Raw genomic sequence first — 22,621 nt, 5'->3', positions numbered from 1 at the left:
ATCCTGGCGGATTAATTAGTGTTTTTTGGAATTAATTTAAAATAATTTATATTGATGAGAAAACTCTTAGAATCTATACATACTTGGATGCAAGATTATTTAGAATCTTCAAAGAGTAACCAAATAAAAAATCACTCTATCGGAAATTTAGTACGTTCAAAAATACCAAATCAAATCAAGGAGTTAATTCATATTAAATACCAGAATTTTATTTTTCTTGGAAGTATAGGTCAAGGAAAATGGGCTGATATTCCTTGGGTGGCAATACTAAACCCTATAGCAACAAAAAGTCCCCAAGATGGTATCTATATTGTTTATTTATTAGATTCTCAAACAAAAAAATTATATTTATCTCTAAATCAAGGAGTAACTTGTTTCAGTGGTAAAAATAAATCACAAAAATTATTGCGTCGCTCGAAGGCTTTACGTCAATTATTAAATCAAAAAGAACTGGCAGATTTGAGAAATGAACCTCTATCTTTAACTAGTAGATCTAGCTCAAAAAAACCTGATTACTATGCAAATGCTTCGATAACAGCAAAAGAATATAGTTTAAAAGATATCGATAATTTGAAAGATGAACAATTCCTAGAAGATTTGATTAGATTTTTGTGTCTATACGATAAATTATTAATTGAAATGGCTGATAATAATATGTCTTATAGTTCCAATAATGAGTTTCTTTATGAAGAAGGAGAAGCTTATTCTGAAACTGCACCACCATCAATGATAGAAACTTTAAAATTTAGAAAGCATGTTTTGCGAGAAAGAAATGCTAAAATTAGTAATTGGGTAAAGCAACAACGAGGGTATAAATGTGAAGTGTGTGGAATAAAACTAGAGGAACGTTATGGAGATATCGGTAAAGATTATATAGAGGCACACCACCTTAGGCCTGTGGCAGAAAGAAAGAATGCCAGTGAAGAAGTTACAAAAGAAGATTTTGTCGTTTTATGTCCTAATTGCCATAAGATGATACATAAATCTTCCGAATTTATATATAATTTTAATAAATTTAAAAATAATTATATAAATATATAGATTGGTAAATAATTACAGGAATATTCATATATAATTAATTAAATATTAATGATTTCTTGATTTTTTGCTTGAGGTCTGAAAGTTGTGGGGCAGAGTAAGTGCATGAGTGAGGATAGGCAGAGGACGACATCCTTTTCCTGGCTGGCAGGGTTGCGGTAGTCATTTGCCGGGTATGTGGCGGGGACGCTACTTGCGGCGGGAGCCGGTGCGCTGGATTTTCCCGTGCTGGCGCGGGGTGTGCTTTTGTTGGCGGCGGTTTGTTTTACTGTGTCTCTTGTTTGTGCGGGAGCGTGTATCAGGAGCAGCAAAGTGGCCTGCTGGTACTTGCTTCTTGTCTTTGTGATGATGCTGGTTGCAGTGCTGTTCGGGCGTGGAGATAATTAATTAGTCATTTGTATATCTTTTGATTGACCGTATGCGCGCGTATGTATACTTTCCGGTCATGTTCCTTCGATTTTTGTCGAGTCTCTCTCTTGTGACCGGCATGGCTCTGGTCGCTCAGGCGAACGCCCAGCCTTATCCGGATTCCGATTCCTCAGACGGTTATGATACCGGGTATTATGCGGAAGCCTATTCCGGCGGCTATAACAGTGCTCCGGCCCCGGTAGGGGAAACCGCTTCCAAGCCCGTTTTTCCCACGCAGTCCTATTTTGAATTGCTCGGGCCCATGGATTCCAGGAACGGGCATGGGAGCGTGGACGTACAGAACTGGATGACAGACCTGAATCTGTGCCGTATGTCCAACGGGTCCTGGGGGTTTTCCTCCACGGCTGCCCTACGCCTGAGCTGGTTCAACGGGAAGGGCGCGGATGTGCTGGACGTAGACCGGTTGTATACGGTTTGGCTGAATATCAATGCTTCTTACAAGATCAAGGGGCAAACGCGCGTGGTTTTCGGCGTGACGCCGCAGATTTCCACGGATTTCGATACATGGACAAGCCATAATCTCTTTTTCGGCGGTCATGCCATTCTTGCAGGTCCTTTGAATGACCGCTTCAGCTACGGCATCGGCATCGGCTATTATCCCCAGCTGGGGGATTATCCCCTCCTTCCTCTTCTTCAGTTCAAATGGGAAGCCAGCCGCAACTGGACCCTTCAATTGGAAGGCACCCGCCTTTCCTATACCAATAAGGTGAGCGACGGTCTGACGTGGGGGCCTTTCGTTTCCGTGGTGTCCGGCACCTGGACGATTCACCGCGACCGCCACGTCCGGCAGTTCCAATGGGTTTCCGGCGTAGCCGGGGTAGGGGCCAATGTGGGGTTGGGCCACTGGGGAAGCGTGCGTCCCAGGCTGGTGGCGGATGTCGGCTTTTCTTTCGGGAATTCCGGCACCATCAAGACCAGCAACGGGAGCCATGAGCTGGAAAAGTACCATTACGATCCCGGTTTTTACCTGCGTGCGGGATTGCAGTTTGATTTTTGATCGGCCAACAGGATTAGCGAATACATGACAAAGGCCTCCGGAGCGCTGAATGCTCCGGAGGCCTTTTTATCCATATGTTTCCCGGAACCGGAATGGTTTCCGGTCTAGGTCAGGATTCCTCAATGGAGGGCCTGCCTACGGAATGATATTCAAATCCTACGGCCTTGATATTGACAGGGGAGAGAATGTTCCTCCCGTCAAAGATGATGCGGTTGCGCATGACGCCGGCCAGCTTTTGCAGGTCCGCATTCGCGTATTCGCTCCATTCCGTGGCGATGATCAGCACTTCCGCATCCTGGGCGCATTCGTACATGTCTTCCACCAGATTGACGCCCAAGGGTTCCAGAATGGGACGGGCGGTATGCATGGCCTTGGGGTCCGTGGCGGTAACGATGGCTCCTTCCCTGCGGAGTTTTTCGCACAGCTTGAGGGCGATGGATTCCCGGATGTCGTCCGTGTTCTGCTTGAATGCCAGGCCCCAAACGGCTATTTTCTTATCCTTGAGCACCCAGAGGCGTTCCCTGATCTGGTCCAGGAAGTGGATGTGCTGGGTGTCGTTGATATGTTCCACTTCCTCCAGCAGGGTGAAGGGGATGCCCAGCGTGCGACTGATGTTGATGAAGGCTTTGACGTCCTTCGGGAAGCAGGAGCCCCCGTAACCCAGTCCCGCGTTGAGGAAGTGGCGGGAGATGCGCTTGTCCATGCCGATGCCTTCCGCCACCAGTTCCACGTCCGCCCCCGTTTTTTCGCAGACCTTGGCGACGGCGTTGATGTAGGAGATTTTCAGGGCTAGGAAGGAGTTGGCCGCATGCTTGATGAGTTCTGCGGAGTTGACGTCCGTTTCCAGAATGGGGGCATGGACGGACTGGTAAACGCGCTTGATGACGTCCATGGCGCGTTCCGAGTTGGCGCCGATGACGATGCGGTCGGGATGCAGCAGGTCGTCCACCGCGCATCCTTCCCTCAAAAACTCCGGGTTGGAAACGATGTCGAACTGCACGTCCGGCCCCGCGTAGCGTTTGATGGTCTGGCGGACTTTTTCTCCGGTTTTAACCGGTACGGTGGATTTGTCCACAATGACCTTGTAGCCCATTTCCGGTGTCAGCACCTGGGCGATTTCCCTCGCCACTTTTTCAATGTAGGTCAGGTCCACGGAGCCATCCGTATTGGGGGGCGTGGGCACGGCGATGAAGATGACGTCGCTTTCCGGAATGGAGTCCGCAATGGATGGTGAAAATTCCAGACGGCCCACCGCCACGTTTTTCCTGACGAGATCTTCCAGCTTGGGTTCGTAAATGGGGATGGATCCGGATTGGAGAGTGCGTACCTTTTCCTCGTTGTTGTCCACGCAAATGACATGATGGCCCATTTCCGCAAAACAGGTGCCGGTGGTCAGTCCCACGTAACCACTGCCAATAATAGTTAAATTCATGGTGTTAGTACAAATTTATGGTAAAAACTTGATTGCTTTTAAGGATAAGGGTGCCCGGACTAATGTTCAAGCATAATGGGAGAGGGGATTTTTTCTGCCAAAATAAAAAGTTCCTGATTGAGCGCCTCCTTTCCGTGTGTTATAACCACGACCAGACAGAAAAGATCTGTTTATTTTTAATTTAACGTTATGAAAACACCTATCACCGTTACCGTTACAGGAGCCGCCGGCCAAATTGCCTATTCCCTGCTGTTCCGCATTGCTTCCGGCAGCATGCTGGGACCGGATCAGCCGATCAACCTGCGCCTGCTGGAAATTCCCCCGGCCATGAATGCTCTGGAAGGGGTGGTAATGGAACTGCGTGATGCCGCGTTTCCGCTGATTAATGAAATAGTTCCTACTTGTGATCCCGATGAAGCGTTCGCCGGCGCCAACTGGTGCCTGCTGGTAGGCTCCGTTCCCCGCAAGGCCGGTATGGAACGCAAGGACCTGCTGGACATCAACGGCAAAGTGTTCATCGGCCAGGGCCAGGCCATTGCCCGCAGCGCGGCCAAGGACGTTCGCGTGCTCGTCGTCGGCAACCCCTGCAATACGAATTCCCTGATCGCCATGCACAATGCGACCGGAGTTCCTGCCGACCGTTTCTTCGCCATGACCCGTCTGGATGAAAACCGCGCCAAGAGCCAGCTGGCGGAAAAGGCCGGTGTTCATGTAACGGAAGTAACCAACATGACCATCTGGGGCAATCACTCCTCCACCCAGTATCCGGACTTCACTAACGCCAAGATCGGCGGCAAGCCCGTGACGGAAGTCATCAAGGATACGGAATGGCTCAAGGGTGACTTCATCACCACCGTGCAGCAGCGCGGCGCTGCCATCATCAAAGCCCGCGGCGCTTCTTCCGCCGCCTCCGCCGCCTCCGCCGCCGTGGATACCGTCCGCAGCCTGGCTACCCAGACGCCGGAAGGCGACTGGTATTCCGTGGCCGTTTGCTCCGATGGCTCCTACGGCATTGAAAAGGGCCTGATCTGCTCCTTCCCGATCCGCACCACCAAGGATGGCGGCTGGGAAATTGTGCAGGGCCTCCCGATCGACGCGTTTTCCCAGGAAAAAATTGACGCCACCGTCAATGAACTGAAGGAAGAACGGGACGCTATTTCCTCTTTGTTGAAGCATTAAAGTTGATTTGCTCTTGCACCGGGCTTCCCGTTTTCGGGGAGCCCGGTTTTTTTATAGCCGGAAAGCCCCGTAAGCCTCATTTTCTGCGGGACAGAAATTTCTTCACGTGTTAAAAAGAAAAATGGATATAGTGTCCGTTTATTTATGGATCAAGACCGTATATTATACCGGGGGGAAGCCTTTGTTCTGACTGGAAATGCCGTGCGCCAGGATGACGCCCACTGGGCGGAAGTGCGACCGGACGGCCAGGTGAAGACCATGAAGAACGGCCGCTATTCCGAATGGCATATCCCAAAGGGGGCCGGAAATGCCCCGCATTACCGGGGGAGCTTTGAGGTATTGAATCAAGCCTACAGCCTGGCGTTGAGCGAGGCCGCTTCTCTGCTCCACGGGGAAGGAACGTTTCGGACCGGGGCCAACTGGCCCACCGTGTGGACCCGTGACGTTTCCTATGCCACTCATCTGGGGCTGGGATGGTGGAATGTTCAGGCCTGCATGAAGAGCCTGAATGCCCGGGTGCGGAACGGTGAGGTGGAGCAGGATACCGGAACGGGCGGTTCCTGGCCCATTTCTTCCGACCGCGTGGTGTGGGGAATGGCGGCCTGGGAGGTTTACTGCCTGACGGGGGATGCTGACTGGCTGTCCCGTTCCTGCCGCGTGCTGGAAAAAACATGCCTGAGGGACGAACAGGTGCTTACGGCCACGGGCGGCCTGGTGAAAGGGGAGTCTTCCTTTCTGGACTGGCGGGAACAGAGTTATCCTGCGTGGATGACTTCTGCGGATATCGGGGATTCATGCAGCCTTTCCACCATGGTTCTCCATGCGGAGGCCCGCCAGGTTCTGGCGCGGATGCTCCGGGAGCTGGGGCTGGAAGGGAAGGCGCGGGAATGGGAGGAAAAAAGCGCCGCCCTGCACGATGTCATTGAACGGTTTTTCCGTATTCCCGGAGATGTCCTGTACGGGCAGTACCTGTATGGCCGCGGATATCCCGTGTTGTCGGAAAAAGTGGATTCCCTGGGTAATTTGCTTTGCGTGCTGCTGGGGCAGGCGCATGGTTCCCATGCCTCCGGAATGGTAGCGGCTCTTCCACATTGCATTTATGGTATTCCCTGTTTCCATCCCCAGATGCCGGACGAGGTGCCTCCCTATCATAACCGTGCCATGTGGCCATTTCTGGAAGGCTATTATGCACAGGCCGCGGCAGCGGTGGAGAATGAATCGGCCCTGGCCCTGGCATTCGCCTGCATGGTTCGTGCCGCCCTGCTGTGCGGCACGAACAAGGAGAACCTGCTTTTGGAAACGGGGCTGGATGAAGGGCTGCTGCTGAGTTCCGACAGCCAGCTCTGGAGCATTGCCGGCATGCTGGGCAGTTTTTACAAGGGGCTTTTCGGCATCCGTCTCCTCGCGGATTCCCTGGAATTCCACCCCTGCGTTCCTGAGTCCTTTGAGGGCGTTCATGAACTGACCGGCCTGCAATACCGCAGCATGACGGTGGATGTGCACCTGCGCGGCCATGGCCGCCGGATAGTGCGGTGCACGGTCAACGGGCAGGAAGGCCTCCCGGTGCTTCCGGCGGACGTGAAAGGCCATGTACTGGTGGAATTGGAACTGGCTCCCGGAGAAGAAGGGGCGGGGCAGGTGAACCTGGCCCACATGGGCCGCAACCTGGCGGTTCCGCAATGGAAGGCCAGCCGCCATGGCATCTCCTGGAAGCCGGTGGAAGGAGCGGATTATTACCGCATTTACCGGAACGGCATTCCCGTGTCCCAGACGGAGTTCTGCCATTACATGCCTTCTCCCGGCCAGGGGAACGTGTCTTACCAGGTGATGGCGGTTGCGCTGGACGGCAGGGAATCCTATCTGAATGACCCCAATGATTATCCTTCCCCAGATTCCCGCATGGAAACGCGCCCCTGCGGCCTGAGCGGGGATGAAGTCTGGTTTTCCCGCGTTACGAAGTCTCCGGACGCCCTGTGCTACAACGTCAACATAGAGAAGCCCGGCGTGTACCGGGTGGACGCTTTTTTTGCCAATGGAACTTATGACGTTTCAGACGGGAACACCTGCGCCTTGCGCAGCCTGTACCTGAACGGGAGGCGCGTGGGAACGCTGGCTTTTCCCCATACTTCCCGCTCCGGCAACTGGGAGTATTTTATTTATTCCACGGCGGTGGAAGCGGTCCTGCCGTCCGGTCCCTGCCGGGTGGAGATGGTGTATGATTCTTTTTCCGGGAATATGAACCGTTTGGTGAATGACATGGTGATAAAACACCTCCGGTTCATCCGTATATCCTGACACCGGTTCATGGATCTTATGTCGAAACGCTTTTTTGTCTTGTTGCTGGCGCTGGGCGCCGGCGTGTGGAACGCCCCTGCCATGGGGGAAAATGCGGAACCTGCCCCGGATGCTCCGGCTTCCGCAGCCAGGGAGGGGGGGGATTTTACCCGCCTGCCCGTCAGCTGGACAGTGAATCCCAGGGACGCCGCCACCGCCCGTGCCGCATGGAAGACGCTGGGCGCCTATCATCAGGGCAAACCCAGGTCCTCCAGAAAATTGCATGTGGTTTATGTAACGTTCAAGGACAGGCCGGCCCTGGACGGATACCGGGAACGGTATGACCACCTCCTTAAAAACATCCAGGCTTATTATGCGGACCAGATGCAGGCCAACGGGTTTCCTCCGCTTACGTTCCAGCTGGATCTGGACGACCAGGGAAAGCTGGTCATTCATGATGCTTATGTAAATAAGTCCATGAGTGAGGTGAATGTGCAGAGTTCCGGCCCCGTCTCCCGGGAAGCCGCCAAAAAGGTGCTGGCTTCCAAAGGGATTGATATTGAAAAGGAACACGTGCTGATCGTGTGCCAGCTTCCGGACGGTGTGGGGCCTTATTACGGCGGAGGCTTCAGCCACCAGGGAACGGGCTGGACCTGCGACCAGGAAGGCCTGGACCCCGCCAGCTTCCTGGATACGGAAATGATGCAGGGAGGGCGCTTCAAGGTGACCAGGGGGAAGAACGCCACCATTTACATAGGCGGCACGGCTCATGAACTGGGGCATTCTTTCGGCCTCCCGCACACGGGCACCGGATGGGATTACCCCAATGCGGGAGAGTCCCTGATGGGCCATGGCAATTCCACGTACGGCAATGAACTGCGCAACGAGGGGAAGGGGGCCTTTCTGGCGCCTACGGACGCCCTGATGCTGGCCAGCGTTCCGTTGTTCAACGGGGTGGAAACGGAGCTGCCCTCTGACGCCTCCTACGGGCGCATGATCGGCAAGTATGTTCCGGGCTCCTTTGAGCGGCTGGAGGCCGTTCCCGTCAAGGACGGATTGCGGCTAAAAGGCCGGGTGCGCCTGACGCGGCCTGCTTATGGGATCGTGGTTCATCTGGATCCTCCCGGCGGTTCGGATTATGATTCCAATGCCGTGGGAGCTTCCCTGAATGGGGAAGGGGAGTTTGATCTCACGATCTGCCGGCCCGGATACAAGGGCGGTTTTATAGAAATGAGGGTGGCAGTCCTGAACTGTGACAGCACCCGCAGCATGATTACGTTGCCCGTGTGGATGGATGCCCAGGGCGTCCGGGTTCCTTCGCTGGCCCAGTCCGTTTACTTTGGAGACGTTCAGAACCTGTGGATACGCGGCCGCAGGGAGGAAGCCAGGAAAGCCCTGGCGGAGGTGGAATGCAAGCATGGCTCCCGTCCGGAGGTGAAAGAATGGCTTCCCATCTGGAAGCGTGCGCTGGATCGTCAGGATCCTTCCCTGGAGGCCACTCCGGCCCAGATCCCTGCGGAAGTCTCCAGCATTAGCCTGAATGACTGCAAGCCCTCCGTGGCCCAGGTGGGCTGGGCCGTTCCCTTGTGGGACGTTCTGTTCCCGTCGGACCTGGGGCCCGTGCCTTTCTTCAGGAAGATCGGAAAACCGGAACATTTTATTCTGGCGCATGCTCCGGCCGTCTTTTCCTATGACCTGGACGGCCGCTGGAAGGAATTCCGCGCTGATGTGGGCCTGCCCTTCGGTTCCCGCGGCAGCGTCAAATTCAGCGTGTACCTGGACGGCAACAAGCTCGTTGAGACTCCCGTGCTCAAGGACGGCTCCTCCGTTCCCGTCAAGGTGGCGGTGGAAGGCGGCAGGAAGCTGGAAATCCGCGTGGATGACGCCGGAGACGGCAATACCGCCGATTGGGGCATCATTGCCAACGGCATTCTGACCCGGTGAATTTCTGTTCCACTGGCGGAGAAATGTGACATTAGGCTTGTCTTTTGTCCTTTCTCATAGTGTTCTGTGGACTAGCCATGATTGGGATGAATGCAAAGCGCTGGGGTGCGGCGGTGTTGATCGCCGGGGCTCCCCTGTTTGCAGAAACGCCCGCAGAACAGCCGCCGGCGCCCGCGTCCTCTGAATCCGGGCAGGAAAATCCCCGGGAGGAATCGCAGGGAAATCTGCTTTCCGGGGCTCTTATGCCGCAGATTCCTTCCAATATTTCCATCACCAATGACGGCCCCGTCAGGGTGGAGAACTCCAAGAACTCCAAGAATGCCAGGAAGGTCTTTTTTGAGGGGCCGCGCGTGCACATGGTCACGGATACGGGGGTGGAAGTGTTTGCTGATCACGCCCGTGCGGAGCTGGGCCAGAACAAGGTTTTTCTGGAAGGCAACCTGGCCATTTACCAGAGCGACAGCAAGACGCGCACCAATAGCCTTATACGCGCCAATACCGCGGAATTCGACTGGAAGAACGAGATCCTTCTCACGGATGCCATCCGTGCGAAGATGGAAGGGCTGATCCTGCGCAGCGGGAAGTTTGAATCCCGCAAGGATGCCGCCGGAAATACCTATCTGGAAGCCCGCCAGGCTTCCGTCACGGCGGAGGACGTCAGCGAACCCCTCACCTGGATTTCCGCGGACAGGATACGCGTTTATCCGAAAGACAGGTTTTCCTTCAAGAACATGACCCTGTATTACGGGGGCATTCCCTTCTTTTACTTTCCCTATCTCAGCCATTCCTTGAATCCGGAAGTGGGTTACCTTCCCATTCCCGGGATGCGCTCCATCTGGGGGCCTTATCTCCTGAATGAATACGGCTTCCTGCTGGGGGAAAAATGGACGGACAACGGCATGCCTTCCGCAGACTATCTGGGAACCCTGCATCTGGACTACCGCGTCAGGCGCGGTTTCGCCTACGGGCTGGATATCCGTGACGTGCTGCTGGAAAAGGATTGTCCGGACATGACGGGGCTGTCTTTTTACAAAACTTATGACAAGGGGGTGAAAATCAGCGCCGGGGATGATGAATCCCGCGAACACCTTGATCCGGACCGGTGGCGCCTGGCGCTCCAGCAAATGTGGTCCCACCGGGTAAACGCCCGCACGGACTGGCGGCTGAAGGCCAATGTCAACATGCTGAGCGACGAGTACATGCTGCGTGATTTCTATCCGGAAATCTATCAGCGCAATTCTTCTCCGGATAATACGGTGCTTATTTCCCGCACGGATGACACCAATGATTTTTCATTGCTGCACCGGTTTGTTCCCAACAACTTCTACATGGCGGACCAGCGTACCGAGTTCAGTTATGAACGCATCAAGTCTCCCGTCTTCCGTTCCCCCGTCATGTATGAAAGCCGTACCAGCTTCGCTTTCCTCAAGCAGTACGTTCCTCCCTTCATGCGGACGGAAATCAGGGACATGCTGGATTACATGGAGCCTGGAACCCCTGCCCATGATTACTGGGCCCGCATGCTGATGACGGACAGTTACAGCCGTTTCCACTCCTTCCATGAAATTTCCGCTTCCCAGAAAATCATGGGGTTCCTGAACCTGACGCCCAAACTGGGCGGAGGATATACCGGCTATTACGGCGTGGATGACTACAAGCCGCTCAACCAGGGGATTTTTTATGCGGGCACGGATGCTGATTTCAAATTTTCCCGCCGTTATTCTTCCGTGTACAGTGATTCCCTGGGGCTGAACGGCATGAATCACATCGTACAGCCCCATTTTACGCTGGCGTATGTTAAGACCAACCGTCTGAGCGAGCTTTATCCACAGATTGACGGAGACACCGCTACCACCAATCCTCCTTCCCTGAGCATGGGAAGGTACACGGAGACCGATTCCCTTTCCACGGGACTGGTATTCCGGTACGGCCTGCGCAACATGCTGATGACCAGCCGGGACTCCAATTCCCACCGCTGGTTTTCCTGGGATGTGTTCATGGATGCGTACCTGTATGACCCGGTCAACCAGCGGGACTTCTCCAATCTCTTCTCCTTCATGCGCTGGAATCCCGTTCCGTGGATGGAATACCGGTCTGAAATGCAGGCCCCCATCCTGGGGAAGGATAAAATCTCCGGCTGCCATGAGTACAACAATTCCCTGCGCTTCATGCCATGGAGTTCCACGGAATTCGTCGTGGGGCACCGTTATTTGAACCAGCATTCCCTGCTGGAGGACAGCAGCCAGCTGGATTTGCGCGTGTTGCAGCGTTTTTCGGAAGCCTGGGCCTTCAGCGGCAAGTGGCGCTTCTCCCTGCTGGATGGCAAGCTGGACATTCAGGAATACAACGTGTACCACAACATGGGCTCCTGGTATCTGGGCGTAGGAGCGTTCGTACGCAAAAACGGGAATAAAAACGAATTCGGCCTGGGCATCAGCTTTACGATCCAGCAGACCGGGGACTATATGCCCGTCAAGTTCCTCTAGTTTTCGGGAAGGGGAGGGCGGTTTTTCTGCAAAGATGAACGGAGAAGTTCCGGTTCATGAAAGTCTCTTTACAAGGGCCGGGAGGCCCTTGTTCCCAATAGCCCGGCCCTTGAAGAATATGGGGAAGGATCATATATCCAGGGTTTGAACGGAACACGGCCGCCTGGGAATGAAGGTTTGATTCGTGCCTCTTTCAGATTCACTTACCCTGCGGGATTCAAGCTTGCGCTTTCCGTCCAACCGGGCAGACCGGTTTCCCGGCCTTCATGACTGAATTTCTTCCGTAGCGTAGCGGAGGGAAATTGAACATTCGTTCGCTCGCGCCCATCTTCTTTTCTGATCTGGCAAAGACTTCCCGGCTACCGGACAGGAAAAGCTTTTCACCAGGGTCCGCTGCCGCATTGGTGCCGGAACCTTGACTTGCATTCCGGATAGGAAAAAAGGAAGATGGCATGACATGGGGCAAACCATGACGGATGCCATGACGGGAGCGCTTCCGGCGTTCTGCATCCTCTGGAAACCCAACCCTCATCATTTGATAACAAATATGAACGCTCAGGAATTAATCAAGACGCTGGAATGGCGTTATGCCACCAAGGTATTCAATCCGGACCGCCGTATTCCGGCGGAAGACTGGGAGGCCCTTCTGGAATCCCTCCATCTGAGCCCGTCTTCCCTGGGGCTCCAGATGTGGAAGTTCCTTGACGTGCAGGATCCCGCCGTGCGCGCCCAGCTCCGCGAGGTTTCATGGGGGCAGGCCCAGGTTACGGACGCCTCCCATCTGGTGGTCTTCTGCGCCCGCAGGGACTTCAAGCCGGAGGATGTGCAGCGTTACCTGGAACGCATCGTGGAAGTGCGCGGCGTTACCATGGAATCCCTGGAACAGTACCGTGCCCGTATTTTTGAACTGGTGGGTTCCAAGTCCCCGGATGTGCTGAAAGCATGGCTGGAACGGCAGGTGTACATAGCCCTCGGGTTCATGATGAGCTGCGCCGCCGATCTCCGGGTGGATACCTGCGCGCTGGAAGGGATGGACCCTGCGGCTTATGACCGCATTCTGGGACTGGAAGGCTCCCCGTACTATGCGCTCTGCGCGCTGGCCCTGGGCTACCGGGATGAAGAGGCGGACAAGTATGCCCATCTGGCAAAGGTCCGTTTTGACCGGAATGACGTCATCCCTGTCATCTGACGGAATTTTCTTTCTGCACTTCAAGCAGTTTCCGCATGTCTTCCGGCAGGGGAGCTTCCGCAGTGAAAACCTTTTCATCAAAGGGAAATTCCAGCCGGCAGGCATGCAGCGCATGGCGGGGCAGGAGCAGTTGTTCTTCCAGCTCCCGGCTCCAGCCGCGCTGGATGTATTCCAGGTAGCATTCTTCGGAGGGCCCGTAAATCTTGTCCCCGATGATCGGGTGCCCCAGGTGCGCCAGATGCACGCGGATCTGGTGCATGCGTCCCGTCTCCGGAATGCACCGGACGAGGGCCAGAGGGCCGTGGGGCGTGTTCCATGCCCGTTCCGTCCGGAAAACGGTTGTGCATGCCTTTCCGGCAGGGTGGACCGCCTGTTTGACCCAGATGCGGCTTTCCGCGACGTCCCCCTGCCTCAGGATGGGGGACGTGCAGGTTGTTTCCGTCCATTCCGGCCATCCTTGCACCACTGCCAGATATTCCTTGTGCATCAGCCGCCGCTGCATGGCCCTTCCCAGCTGGCGCGCCGCCGACTTGTTCTTGGCGATCAGCGTCAGACCGCTGGTCTCCCGGTCCAGCCTGTTGACCAGGGAAAGGGAGGCTCCATTGGCTATTTCATAGCTCAACAGGGCTTCCACGCCTTCCAGCAGATTGGGCTCTTTTTTCCCGTTGGACGGATGAACGATAAGAGGCGCTCCCTTGTCCACCACGATCCAGTCTCCGGACTCCGCCGCCACTTCAAAGTGCGGAAAGCAGGAAATCGGAGCGTCGGAAATGGGAATCCACATGGCGAACGGGTAGGATTACAGCGCATCCGGACGGATGGGCGTCCACTCCCCCGGTTCCAGATTCAGGTCGTCTAGATGCAGGGCGCCGATGGAAATGCGGCACAGGGAAGCTACGGGGGCGCCTACGGCGGCCAGCATGCGGCGCACCTGGTGGTACTTCCCCTCCGTCAGCGTCAATCGGGCACGGCGCGGTTCCAGGATTTCCAGCGCAGCAGGAGCGCAGGGGCGGTCCTCCCCGTTCAGCGTAAGGGTTCCGGAAGCGAACAGTTCCACGGCATCCGCCGGAATGTCCTCTTCCGTAACGGCTTCATAAACCTTGGAAACATGATGTTTGGGGGACGTCATCCGGTGAATGAATTTCCCGTCGTCCGTGAGGAGAAGCAGTCCGGACGTTTCCTTGTCCAGGCGTCCTACGGAGGAAACCGCAGGATTCCTGTGCCTCCATTGGAAGGGCAGCAGGTCGTAGATCACATCCCCTTCTTCATCGTCATGGCTGCACGTGTACCCCAGGGGCTTGTAAAGGGCCGCATACAGGCCGTCCGGAAATTCCACCGGTTCCCCGTCCAGCAGGATGCCGTCCGCCTGCACCTTGTCCGTCGGACCGGTGCAGGGTACCCCCTTGAACGTGATGGAGTGGCGTTTGATCCAGCCCGGGGCTTCCCGCCTGGAACAGTACCCGTAGCGGGATAAAAGAGCATCCAGTCTCATGCGGCGTATTTTTTTCCTAACGGGAACAAAAAACAAGGTTGAAGTATGCCTCCCCGGCTGATAGCATTAAACTATTACATGCGGGGGCTTCCTGTTTGGGTTGCCTCCGTTGTTCACCATTTACGCTTATAGAGTTCCATGATTGAAACGATTACAGAAGAACAGTTGACCCCGCAGCAGGCCGAATTTTGGGTGCGCGCCCGCCAGGCGGTGGACATGAACAATTATCCTTACGCTGTCAGCCTGCTCAAGGCCCTGGTGAAGCAGCTTCCCGGCTTTCTGGAAGGCCGCAAGGCCTTGCGCGCCTGTGAAATCAAGCTGAATCCGGAGGCCAGGAAGGCTGGGCTGTTCAGCGGCATGAAGATCAGCACCAGCAAGCTCACTTCCTCCAAAAAGGATGCGGCCACCCAGCTTTCCGCCTTGGAAGACGAATTGGAAAATGATCCTTTCAGCATTCCGGTGAATGAAGCCCTGTACGCGGCCGCCATGGATGTGGACTTTCCCGATCTGGCCGCCTTTGCGCTGGAAACCGTCCGCCAGGGCCATCCCGGCAACAAGAAAATGCTCCACATGCTGGCCTCCCATTACGTGGCCCGGGGCATGTCGGCCAAAGCGGCGGAAGTGTACCATGACATTGTGAAGCTGGACCCCACGGACAGCCTGGCCGTCAAGAGTGAAAAGGATTGCATGGCCCGCGCCACGATGGAGCAGCAGAAGTGGGAGGAGGCCAAGAGCTTCAAGGACGTGATGAAGAATTCCGCGGAAACGAACGCCCTGGACAAGAGCGACAAGAAAGGTCTCACCCGTGCGGAACTGGAAGAACGCCTGGGGCTTCTCTCGGCCCGTTATGCCCAGAACCAGCAGGATCTGGCGGTCGTGCGCGACATTGCCGGCACCTATGAACAGATGGAAGACTGGGCAAATGCCTATTCCTTCTACAACTATGCGTTCAGCCTCAGCAATAATGACATTTCCCTGGAAAACAAGGCCACGGAAATGAATGAGCGCTACCGCAAGGCCCAGGTGGAAGACCTCCGCCGCCGCGCCGCCGCTGATCCGGACAACAAGGAGCTTCAGGAACAGATGGCCCAGTTCAGCAAGGAAGCCGCGGAACAGCAGGTGGTCCTGTGCCGCCAGCGTGTGGAAAACAACCCCACGGACCCGCAGACGCGTTTTGAGCTCGGGCAGGCCCTCTTTGAATGCGGCAATTATACGGAAGCCATTCCGGAGCTCCAGCGCGCCCGTAACAATCCCCATATCCGCATCCGCGCCATGCTGCTGCTCGGCAAATGCTATGACGCCAAGAACATGCATGACATGGCCCTGCGCCAGTTGGAGGAAGCCAACAAGGAATTGATTGAAATGAATGACACCAAGAAGGAAATTCTTTACATGATCGGCCTGCTTTATGAAAAGCTGGGCCGGAAGGAAGAATCCCTGGCGGCATTCCAGCAGATTTACGACGCCGAATACGGCTACCGCGACGTAGCCAAGCGCGTGGAATCTTCTTACAGCAATTAAGGTTCCAAGGCCTTTTGCGTCCGGAAAGGACGCCCTGTTCAAAGCCTTTGCCGTTTCCGGCAAAGGCTTTGAAGCAACAGGAGCGGCGTTTTTGTGAAGGTGCCGCTCCGGAGCAGAAACGGTCACGACCGCGGCCGTTCGCGGACATGCCGGGGCATTGGCTGACATTCCGTCGGCACCGGGCATAATCCGGACCCGCGGAATTCCGGCGATCAGGTTGACCTGGTCCTGGCCCATTTACCGAATGAGCGCCATACGCCATGGACGGGCGGAGCAGGGGGCATTTCATGCTCTTTATTAGACAAATGGAACATGCCGTCCAACTTGGCAGAACAGCCCGGCGTGCGGTGTACCAATACCATGGCGGAGCAGGATGAGCGTTTGCAGAAGGCTTGGTAAGAGGAGACCCGTATTTGACAGGAAAACTCTTTGAGAATAAAATTAAACAGATATAGGATTCGTATATTGGATAAAAAATGACGGAGAGGCAACAACTGATGCATGCGTTACTTATTATTGATATTCAGAATGATTATTTCCCCGGAGGGAAGTTTGAACTGGTCGGCGCCGTTCAAGCGCTTGAACAGGTAAAGGCCGTATTAAGCCGGTTTCGGGAGAAAAGGGCCCCGGTCATCTTTGTCCAGCATATTAACGCCAGTCCGGACGCTCCGTTTTTTGTTCCGAATACGTTCGGCGCTGAAATCCATCCTGATATTGCTCCCTTGAGTGATGAGCCGGTGGTGGTCAAGCATACGCCCAACAGCTTTTTCCAGACGAATCTTCTGGAACTTTTACGTGCCAGGAAGGTGAGTGAACTGGTCGTTTGCGGAATGATGACGCATATGTGCATCGATACGACAGTACGCGCGGCGAAAGATCATGGCATTCCCGTGACCCTGTTGTATGATGCCTGCGCTACCAGGGATTTGACGATGATGGAGAGGTTTCTGCCGGCTGCCGTCGTGCATGATGCCTACATGGCGGGATTAAATGGAACGTTTGCTGAAATTAAGCTGGCAAGCCAGCTTGAGGCTTAGAACAGCGCCTGTTGACGGGACATGCCGTCGTCAACAGGTAGATGCCATCGTGGCAGACAGAGCTCCCGGCAGAATAGGCCGGTGTATAGGATAATGGAGAGGCTGAACATGCCTGCCAGGAGCAAATCATGATGCGTGCCTGTTTTTTTGGAAGACGCTCTTCAAGGGCATTTCCATCATGTTATCCGCCATGCAAGCGCGGTTGATCGGCATGGAAATGATAGCGTCCTCTCATGGGAAGGCTTGCTGCACCAAGACCGGGACAGCCTTAAAAGAATAGTTGCTGCGGCTGCGAAGAAGTGTTCATGGGTGGAGGAATTCCGTATTTCCTCTATTCCGGAGAAAAGGAAACGGAGCAGAATTTCATGGATCTGCATTTTGCCCTTGCTCCTTGAAAGGGAAATGTTAGCGTGAATTACTATAAAAACTGCCTCTATGAATTTTTTCCCCATCATTCCCGTCCTGTGCCTCTTTGCAGGCATTTCTGCTCCGGGCGATGAAGACCCTCCGGAAAAGACGGTTTCCGCGGTTTTCCTATCGGCTTCAAGTAAAACTTCATGGGAACCCGGAATAGAAAACCCGGGGAAAAAATTTAGGATCAAGCTGGGTTTTTCCATTCCCGGCGTCGCTAAGATTATCGATTGCAGGGAGAAGGATATCCGTCTTGACATACGTGATTCCACTGGCGGTGGCGGAGCTCCTTCCGATTATGATAATCTACTGAATTCCGATGAGCCGGAACTAAGGTCGAATATGGAACATTGGATCCCCTCTCCGGAAGCACGCTGGGTAAGTATAAAAGGGAATATTCCGCTCCTGATCGCGGAAAAGGAGGTGACGTCGGAAGGGGTTCTTTTCTCCATGGATGAGAAAAAGGAAGAGAAAACTCTCGTTCTGAAAGAGAGCGCCCTGATGGATGACGGACGGCTGGAGGATGTTAAGACCAGCCTGAAAATAGAATGGTCTCTCAGCAAGGATTCCGGGAAAATAAAATTGGCAGTGACTTTGAAATCTCCTTGCATCCTGGGCATATGCGACGTGACGCTCATGAAATCCAACGGCACGCCCATTCTGGGAAAAAATTGGAACTGGGATCGCTCGTCCGCCTCCAACGGTTGCTGCATGTGGAATTGGGAATACAGTCTGGACCCCGGCGAACAAGGGAAAATAAAGGTATTGGTGAACTATATGACTGAATTGAAGCGGATCAACGTTCCTGTGGATATGAAATTTGGATTGTCCGGAATGCTTCAGGAAACTTTACAGCAGTAGGGATGATGAACACGGTATATTACTTATGGTGCGGCCTTGGCTGCTGCCTTATGAGCTGGCTGCCGTGCCACGGAGCCGGGGAGAAAAAGAAGGAGGAAAAAGTGGGCGTGATTTTTAAGGAGGCGGAATTAAGGCGCAGCCGGGAAAATGACCATTGGGGGGATGAACTTAAATGGCAATGCCGCGCCGTCCTTGTTGTCCCTGAGCCCTGGGAGCTTGGAGATCAGTCCTTTTTGGAAAGCCAGTCTCTGGGAATATGGGATGCGAATGGGACGGAGTTGTCTTCCGTGGAATTTTACTTGGGATGGCTGAATGGACGTCACGAAAAAGGGGTGTGTTTTGCAGAAATTGAAGGCACTGCGGCCAAGCTGCCTCCCGCCGGCTGCTCATGGTTCCGGATGAAGGGAAGCCTGAGAGTTCCTCTGGAGCGCCTGCTGGAAAGCCCCGTTTATGAACTGCCTTTAAAACAGGGAGCATCCTCCTTCATTCCGTTGCCGGGCAGTGAGGAAATGAATGGCGGGAATATGGACGATGTGGTGGAATTAAACGATTTTCCCATGGGGACCCTGTACGTGGAAAGATGCGAGTGGGAGGAGGAAAGCGGAGAAAAACACCTCGTTTTGAAAATTGGCCTGGATACGAATAACCTCTTTTATCTGGAAAAATTTCAGATTCTTGACGAAGAGGGAAAGGTACTGGATTACGAAAGTCCCGGCAGCTCCTCCATCGATGAAGAATCAAAGAGCTGGACGGCGAATTTTAGATTTTCGCCTCCGGAAAAAATGGATATGAATAGGTGCAGAATCCGGTTGATTTACAGGGCAGAACTGAAGTATGTTTCCTTTCCTGTGGACGCCAGGTTTGGAATTGGAGGGGAAATACGGGAAGCGCCGGAAAAGAGGAAAGAAAAAAGGGACGGATAACGTTTTGCCGGAATTGGGGCCGGTTCTTGGAGGGCTTGCCTTTTTCAACTTGTGCCACGCTAAAGAAATGTTAGGATACAAACCCCCTCCCATTAACCCTTTGCCTATGTGTTATCACTGCCTGATCTGTCTGGCTGTTTTCTGTTTCGCTCCCGTTTCCGGCGCCGTTGCCGGAAAGGAAAGCCCTGAAGAACCCGGTGTCACCGTTTCCCTGGATGAATGGCACACGAGACAGACGGACCCGGGGGAGGCCTCTTCTGCCAGCCAGTCATTTTCCATGAATTTAAAGGTCAGGGAAATCTCTCCTTCATGGAAGGTTGCTTATGAGGATGAGGACGGTTCCGAAGTGACCATGGCGGATTCGGAAGGAAGTTCTCCCTCCAAACTGTCCTGCTCTTATAATACCGCCTTCACTTTGGAAAAGAGTGATAGAGCAGGAACAATTTTTTTGAGTACGGATTCATGGCTGCCTTCTGAAGGGGCCAGATGGGTGGAAGCCAGGGGAAAGATACCCCTCATCATGTACAGCAAGGCCGCCGTATCGGAAAGTGTCACACTGAAAACGATGGTGAAGGATTTCTCCGTTCCTCTGGTTCTCAAGGATGCCGGAATAGATGGTGCGGAGGTGAAGGCGGAACTGAAAGGTTACTATGATGAAGGTGGAAATGATGAGGATGGGCATATCCTGAGGATTAGGGTATTTTCTACGGTTCCATTTGGCTTTCTGGCTATTGAACTGTATTCCGGGGATGGGACGCCGCTGCTGGAGGAGGATTATGGCTCCGGCTCCGGGCGTTCCCCGGGGAGTTATAACTGGCATCAGTTCTTCCGTGTGAAGGGAGAAAAGAAAAAGGAGGTGAAGGTCTCCGTTAACTATGCGGCGGGGTTAAGGAAGATCCTGGCCCCCTTCCATGCCCGGTGCGGCCTCTTCGGCGTTATGGAACAGCAGGATACTCAGCATAAGGAGGGCTAGGATGAACAGGCAGGGCATCATTTACGTGCGGTTTTTGTTGTGTGCTGCCATGGTTTCAGGGATGGTGGCATGGGGCGGCGTCAATCCGGAGGAAAAAAATCCGGTGAAGGCCGTTTTTACTTCCGTAGGCTTGGAAAAAGACAGAATATGGATCAACGGACAATTGCAGGAGTCTTCCCTTCATTTGGAATTTGTCGTAAATTTTACCGTTAAGGAACCATGGGGGTTTGCCACGCAACACAATAACCGTATTCAATACCTGGAGGCGACAGATTCCACCGGCAGGAAACTGGCTCCGGTAGAGTTCAGGTTAGGCAGTATGTATTCACGCAGTGAGAATGGAATGGTATGGGCGCCCGTCAATGGAGTTGCCGGAGAGCTGCCTTCTCCGGCTGCTTCCTGGATACGGTTGAAAGGAGTATTCCGCGTGCCCCTCTCCCGTTCCATGAAAAGTCTTGTTTATGAGCTCCCTCTGGAAAAAGGTGCTGAAATGAATACGCCTTTGCCTGGGAACGATGGACGGGAGGATATGGGAGACGAAGATATTGCCCTACCTGAACATGTACCCACAGGCAGGTTTTTCCTTGAAGAATGCAAATCGTTTGAAGAGGAAGGCAAAAAAATGATTGAGGTGTCATTAGGGCTGGCAGTGGAGGGCATCTTTGACCTGGAGGGCTTTGAAATCCTCAATGAGAAGGATGAACCGCTGGAGACCGATTCCCGGGGAGGAGGCTCCAGTAGTAGCTCTTCTTCCAGAGAATGGACAAAGCGCCTTCAGTTTGAAGCTCCGGATCATCTCCAAAAGCTCAGGTTCCGGATGGTTTACAAGGTCCCCTTGGAACCGGTTGCCATTCCTGTAGACGTGAAGGTGGGCATGAGAGGGGAAATCAGGGATAAGAAAAAATAAGGCGGTCCTGGCGGCGCGTTGTTCCGGAATAGGGAAAACGGGAGAACGGACTTTTGCCTGGTTCTTCTTCCCGCGTGATTTTTGCTTTTGGGAAAGCGGCCCCGTGCTTTTTATCAGAGATGGGGGAAGATGGGGAATGCCCCGGCGCGGAAATGCGTTCAGCGGACCAATTTAAGGATGACCCGGCGCAGCCTGTAGGCGATTTTTTTCAGGAGGGTGTGGCGGTTGAGCTCTCCGTAGGCTGCTGCGGCGTCATTCCGGCGCATGGCGGAAAGGAAAGCGTCATGGAGGGCCGGATAGGCTTCCTGCGCCTGGCGCCAGATGGTACTGCCATTCAGTTTTTCAAGAATCTCCGGCATGTTTCCGGCCGTCAGTTTTCCGGAAACGGCCAGGGTAGCCAGAAAACTGCGGACGTTGTTCAGGAAGGCTCCAAGTTCGCTTTTTTTCCAGTCTTCCCGGTCCGTCATGGTCAGTTTGGCGGAGTGGAGGCGCAGCATGTCGTCAAATAGGGAAATGGACAAGTTTCCGGTCACGCCGCCGAATTTGTAAATATACACCTCCTTCGCCAGCAGGGCGATTCGTTCCGCCCGCGGAAAGACCTGAAGGTTGAACAACTGGTCCTCCGCATACCTCAGTCCACTGGGAGAGGGGCGGTTGGCCAGGAGGAATTCCCTTCTGTAAAGCTTGATGCACATTTTCCCGTAGGTGTAGAACAGGCCGTGCCGGTCCCTGCCGAAAAAGCCGGAATAATAAGAGGACAGGAACTCTTCTCTCTCCACCACCCGGCTGTGTGGTATCTGCCCGTCTTTTCTGCGGAAGAGGCCGAAGCGGTCCAGGTGCCGGACGTAGTCTCCGATGACGATGTCCGCCCGTTCGCGGACAGCCATTTGGACCATGGCTTCCACGCTGTCCGGGAAAAGGGCGTCGTCCCCGTCCACAAACATGACATATTCCCCTGCCGCCCTGTCCATGCCGGAGTAGCGTGCGGCGTCTACCCCCGCGTTGTCCTGGGTGATGATCTTGATGCCGGGATTCCGGGCAGCGTAACTATTCAGAATGTCTGCCGTACGGTCTGTGGAGCCGTCATTGACCGGAATGATTTCTACCGGAGAATAGGTCTGGGCCAGCAAGCTGTCCAGGCAGGAGGAAACGCATGTTTCCAGGTTGTACACGGGAACGATGATGCTGACGAGAGGGGCCTCTGAAGCGGTTGGTAAAGGATGGTGCATGGATGCCGATAGGCCTGGTGATCTTAAAGGCTCCGCCGTCATGAAAATGGGGCCTGTCTGGAACGGAAGCAGGGAACATGACCCGGACCGGAAGGAACAATAAGTCATTCAGGGTCGTCAAACAATGCGGAAAAGTTATTTTTTGCCTTGCCGGATAGTTAGATTCATTTGCTATTTTTTTCATATTCAATATGTAATGATATATGAAATAAAAAATCGATTTTTAAGCAGCCAAATATGAAAGCGGATTATCAGTCCGATGGAAAATATGGGCGTTCAAAATTCAGTAAAATCAACCT

At 54.0% G+C, this 22,621-nt stretch carries 18 protein-coding genes; 13 read left to right on the top strand and 5 right to left on the bottom strand.

From position 1 onward, the window contains the following. Positions 1-54: 54 nt before the first annotated feature. Positions 55-1,041: a DUF3578 domain-containing protein gene (locus LIO64_RS01425; protein WP_290547673.1), complete on the top strand. Its 987-nt coding sequence runs from the start codon at positions 55-57 to the stop codon at positions 1,039-1,041. A gap of 442 nt (positions 1,042-1,483) precedes the next feature. Next, a complete protein-coding gene (locus LIO64_RS01420; RefSeq protein WP_290547672.1) occupies positions 1,484-2,464 on the top strand; it encodes an Amuc_1434 family mucin 2-degrading aspartic protease in 981 nt (326 codons plus the stop codon). Between the two features lie 109 nt (positions 2,465-2,573). On the opposite strand, the gene LIO64_RS01415 is transcribed toward LIO64_RS01420, so the two are convergent. Next, a complete protein-coding gene (locus tag LIO64_RS01415; protein ID WP_290547671.1) occupies positions 2,574-3,896 on the bottom strand; it encodes a UDP-glucose/GDP-mannose dehydrogenase family protein in 1,323 nt (440 codons plus the stop codon). 189 nt (positions 3,897-4,085) lie between these two features. Between LIO64_RS01415 and LIO64_RS01410 the strand changes: the two genes are divergently transcribed. From LIO64_RS01410 to LIO64_RS01390, 5 genes are all read left to right on the top strand, one after another. After that, positions 4,086-5,075 (top strand): malate dehydrogenase, encoded by a 990-nt coding sequence (locus LIO64_RS01410; RefSeq protein ID WP_290547670.1) that lies wholly within the window; start codon positions 4,086-4,088, stop codon positions 5,073-5,075. A gap of 144 nt (positions 5,076-5,219) precedes the next feature. Further along, positions 5,220-7,370 (top strand): hypothetical protein, encoded by a 2,151-nt coding sequence (locus LIO64_RS01405; protein ID WP_290547669.1) that lies wholly within the window; start codon positions 5,220-5,222, stop codon positions 7,368-7,370. Positions 7,371-7,388: 18 nt separating this feature from the next. After that, on the top strand, positions 7,389-9,293 hold the full coding sequence (locus LIO64_RS01400) for an NPCBM/NEW2 domain-containing protein (protein WP_290547668.1): 1,905 nt from the start codon (positions 7,389-7,391) through the stop codon (positions 9,291-9,293). Positions 9,294-9,379: 86 nt separating this feature from the next. Continuing rightward, positions 9,380-11,779 (top strand): hypothetical protein, encoded by a 2,400-nt coding sequence (locus tag LIO64_RS01395; RefSeq protein WP_290547667.1) that lies wholly within the window; start codon positions 9,380-9,382, stop codon positions 11,777-11,779. A gap of 547 nt (positions 11,780-12,326) precedes the next feature. After that, complete coding sequence (locus LIO64_RS01390; protein ID WP_290547666.1) at positions 12,327-12,968, top strand: NAD(P)H-dependent oxidoreductase; 642 nt, start codon at positions 12,327-12,329, stop codon at positions 12,966-12,968. Here LIO64_RS01390 and LIO64_RS01385 read toward each other — a convergent pair. Together LIO64_RS01385 and LIO64_RS01380 are read right to left on the bottom strand one after the other, a co-directional pair. After that, positions 12,961-13,752: an RNA pseudouridine synthase gene (locus LIO64_RS01385; RefSeq protein WP_290547665.1), complete on the bottom strand. Its 792-nt coding sequence runs from the start codon at positions 13,750-13,752 to the stop codon at positions 12,961-12,963. The two genes, LIO64_RS01390 and LIO64_RS01385, sit on opposite strands and share 8 nt — an antisense overlap. A gap of 15 nt (positions 13,753-13,767) precedes the next feature. After that, positions 13,768-14,460 carry a pseudouridine synthase gene (locus tag LIO64_RS01380; protein WP_290547664.1) on the bottom strand — a complete coding sequence of 231 codons (693 nt, stop codon included), beginning with the start codon at positions 14,458-14,460 and terminating at the stop codon, positions 13,768-13,770. Between the two features lie 138 nt (positions 14,461-14,598). Between LIO64_RS01380 and LIO64_RS01375 the strand changes: the two genes are divergently transcribed. Next, positions 14,599-15,981, top strand: a complete 1,383-nt coding sequence (locus tag LIO64_RS01375; protein ID WP_290547663.1) for a tetratricopeptide repeat protein — start codon at positions 14,599-14,601, stop codon at positions 15,979-15,981. Positions 15,982-16,475: 494 nt separating this feature from the next. Then, positions 16,476-17,018, top strand: coding sequence for a cysteine hydrolase family protein (locus LIO64_RS01370; protein WP_345779558.1), 543 nt, complete (start codon positions 16,476-16,478; stop codon positions 17,016-17,018). A gap of 176 nt (positions 17,019-17,194) precedes the next feature. Here the strand turns inward: LIO64_RS01370 and LIO64_RS01365 are convergent, their stop codons facing one another. Further along, complete coding sequence (locus LIO64_RS01365) at positions 17,195-17,689, bottom strand: hypothetical protein (protein ID WP_290547661.1); 495 nt, start codon at positions 17,687-17,689, stop codon at positions 17,195-17,197. Between the two features lie 82 nt (positions 17,690-17,771). Here LIO64_RS01365 and LIO64_RS01360 point away from each other — a divergent pair, with 82 nt between their 5' ends. The 4 genes from LIO64_RS01360 (at position 17,772) to LIO64_RS01345 (ending at position 21,093) form a co-directional block, all read left to right on the top strand. After that, positions 17,772-18,290, top strand: a complete 519-nt coding sequence (locus LIO64_RS01360) for a hypothetical protein (RefSeq protein WP_290547660.1) — start codon at positions 17,772-17,774, stop codon at positions 18,288-18,290. 50 nt (positions 18,291-18,340) lie between these two features. Continuing rightward, positions 18,341-19,213 (top strand): hypothetical protein, encoded by an 873-nt coding sequence (locus LIO64_RS01355; RefSeq protein ID WP_290547659.1) that lies wholly within the window; start codon positions 18,341-18,343, stop codon positions 19,211-19,213. A 100-nt stretch (positions 19,214-19,313) separates the two neighbouring features. Next, complete coding sequence (locus LIO64_RS01350) at positions 19,314-20,186, top strand: hypothetical protein (RefSeq protein WP_290547658.1); 873 nt, start codon at positions 19,314-19,316, stop codon at positions 20,184-20,186. A 49-nt stretch (positions 20,187-20,235) separates the two neighbouring features. Next, the gene (locus LIO64_RS01345; RefSeq protein WP_290547657.1) at positions 20,236-21,093 is read left to right on the top strand and encodes a hypothetical protein; all 858 of its coding nucleotides are present in this window, start codon (positions 20,236-20,238) and stop codon (positions 21,091-21,093) included. A gap of 158 nt (positions 21,094-21,251) precedes the next feature. On the opposite strand, the gene LIO64_RS01340 is transcribed toward LIO64_RS01345, so the two are convergent. Further along, positions 21,252-22,322, bottom strand: a complete 1,071-nt coding sequence (locus LIO64_RS01340; protein ID WP_290547656.1) for a glycosyltransferase — start codon at positions 22,320-22,322, stop codon at positions 21,252-21,254. Between the last annotated feature and the right edge of the window lie 299 nt (positions 22,323-22,621).

The organism is Akkermansia sp., from assembly GCF_020860705.1.
Lineage (GTDB): Bacteria > Verrucomicrobiota > Verrucomicrobiia > Verrucomicrobiales > Akkermansiaceae > Akkermansia.
The sequence above is the reverse complement of the archived record's forward strand: the minus strand, read 5'-3'. Positions and strand labels throughout refer to the sequence as shown.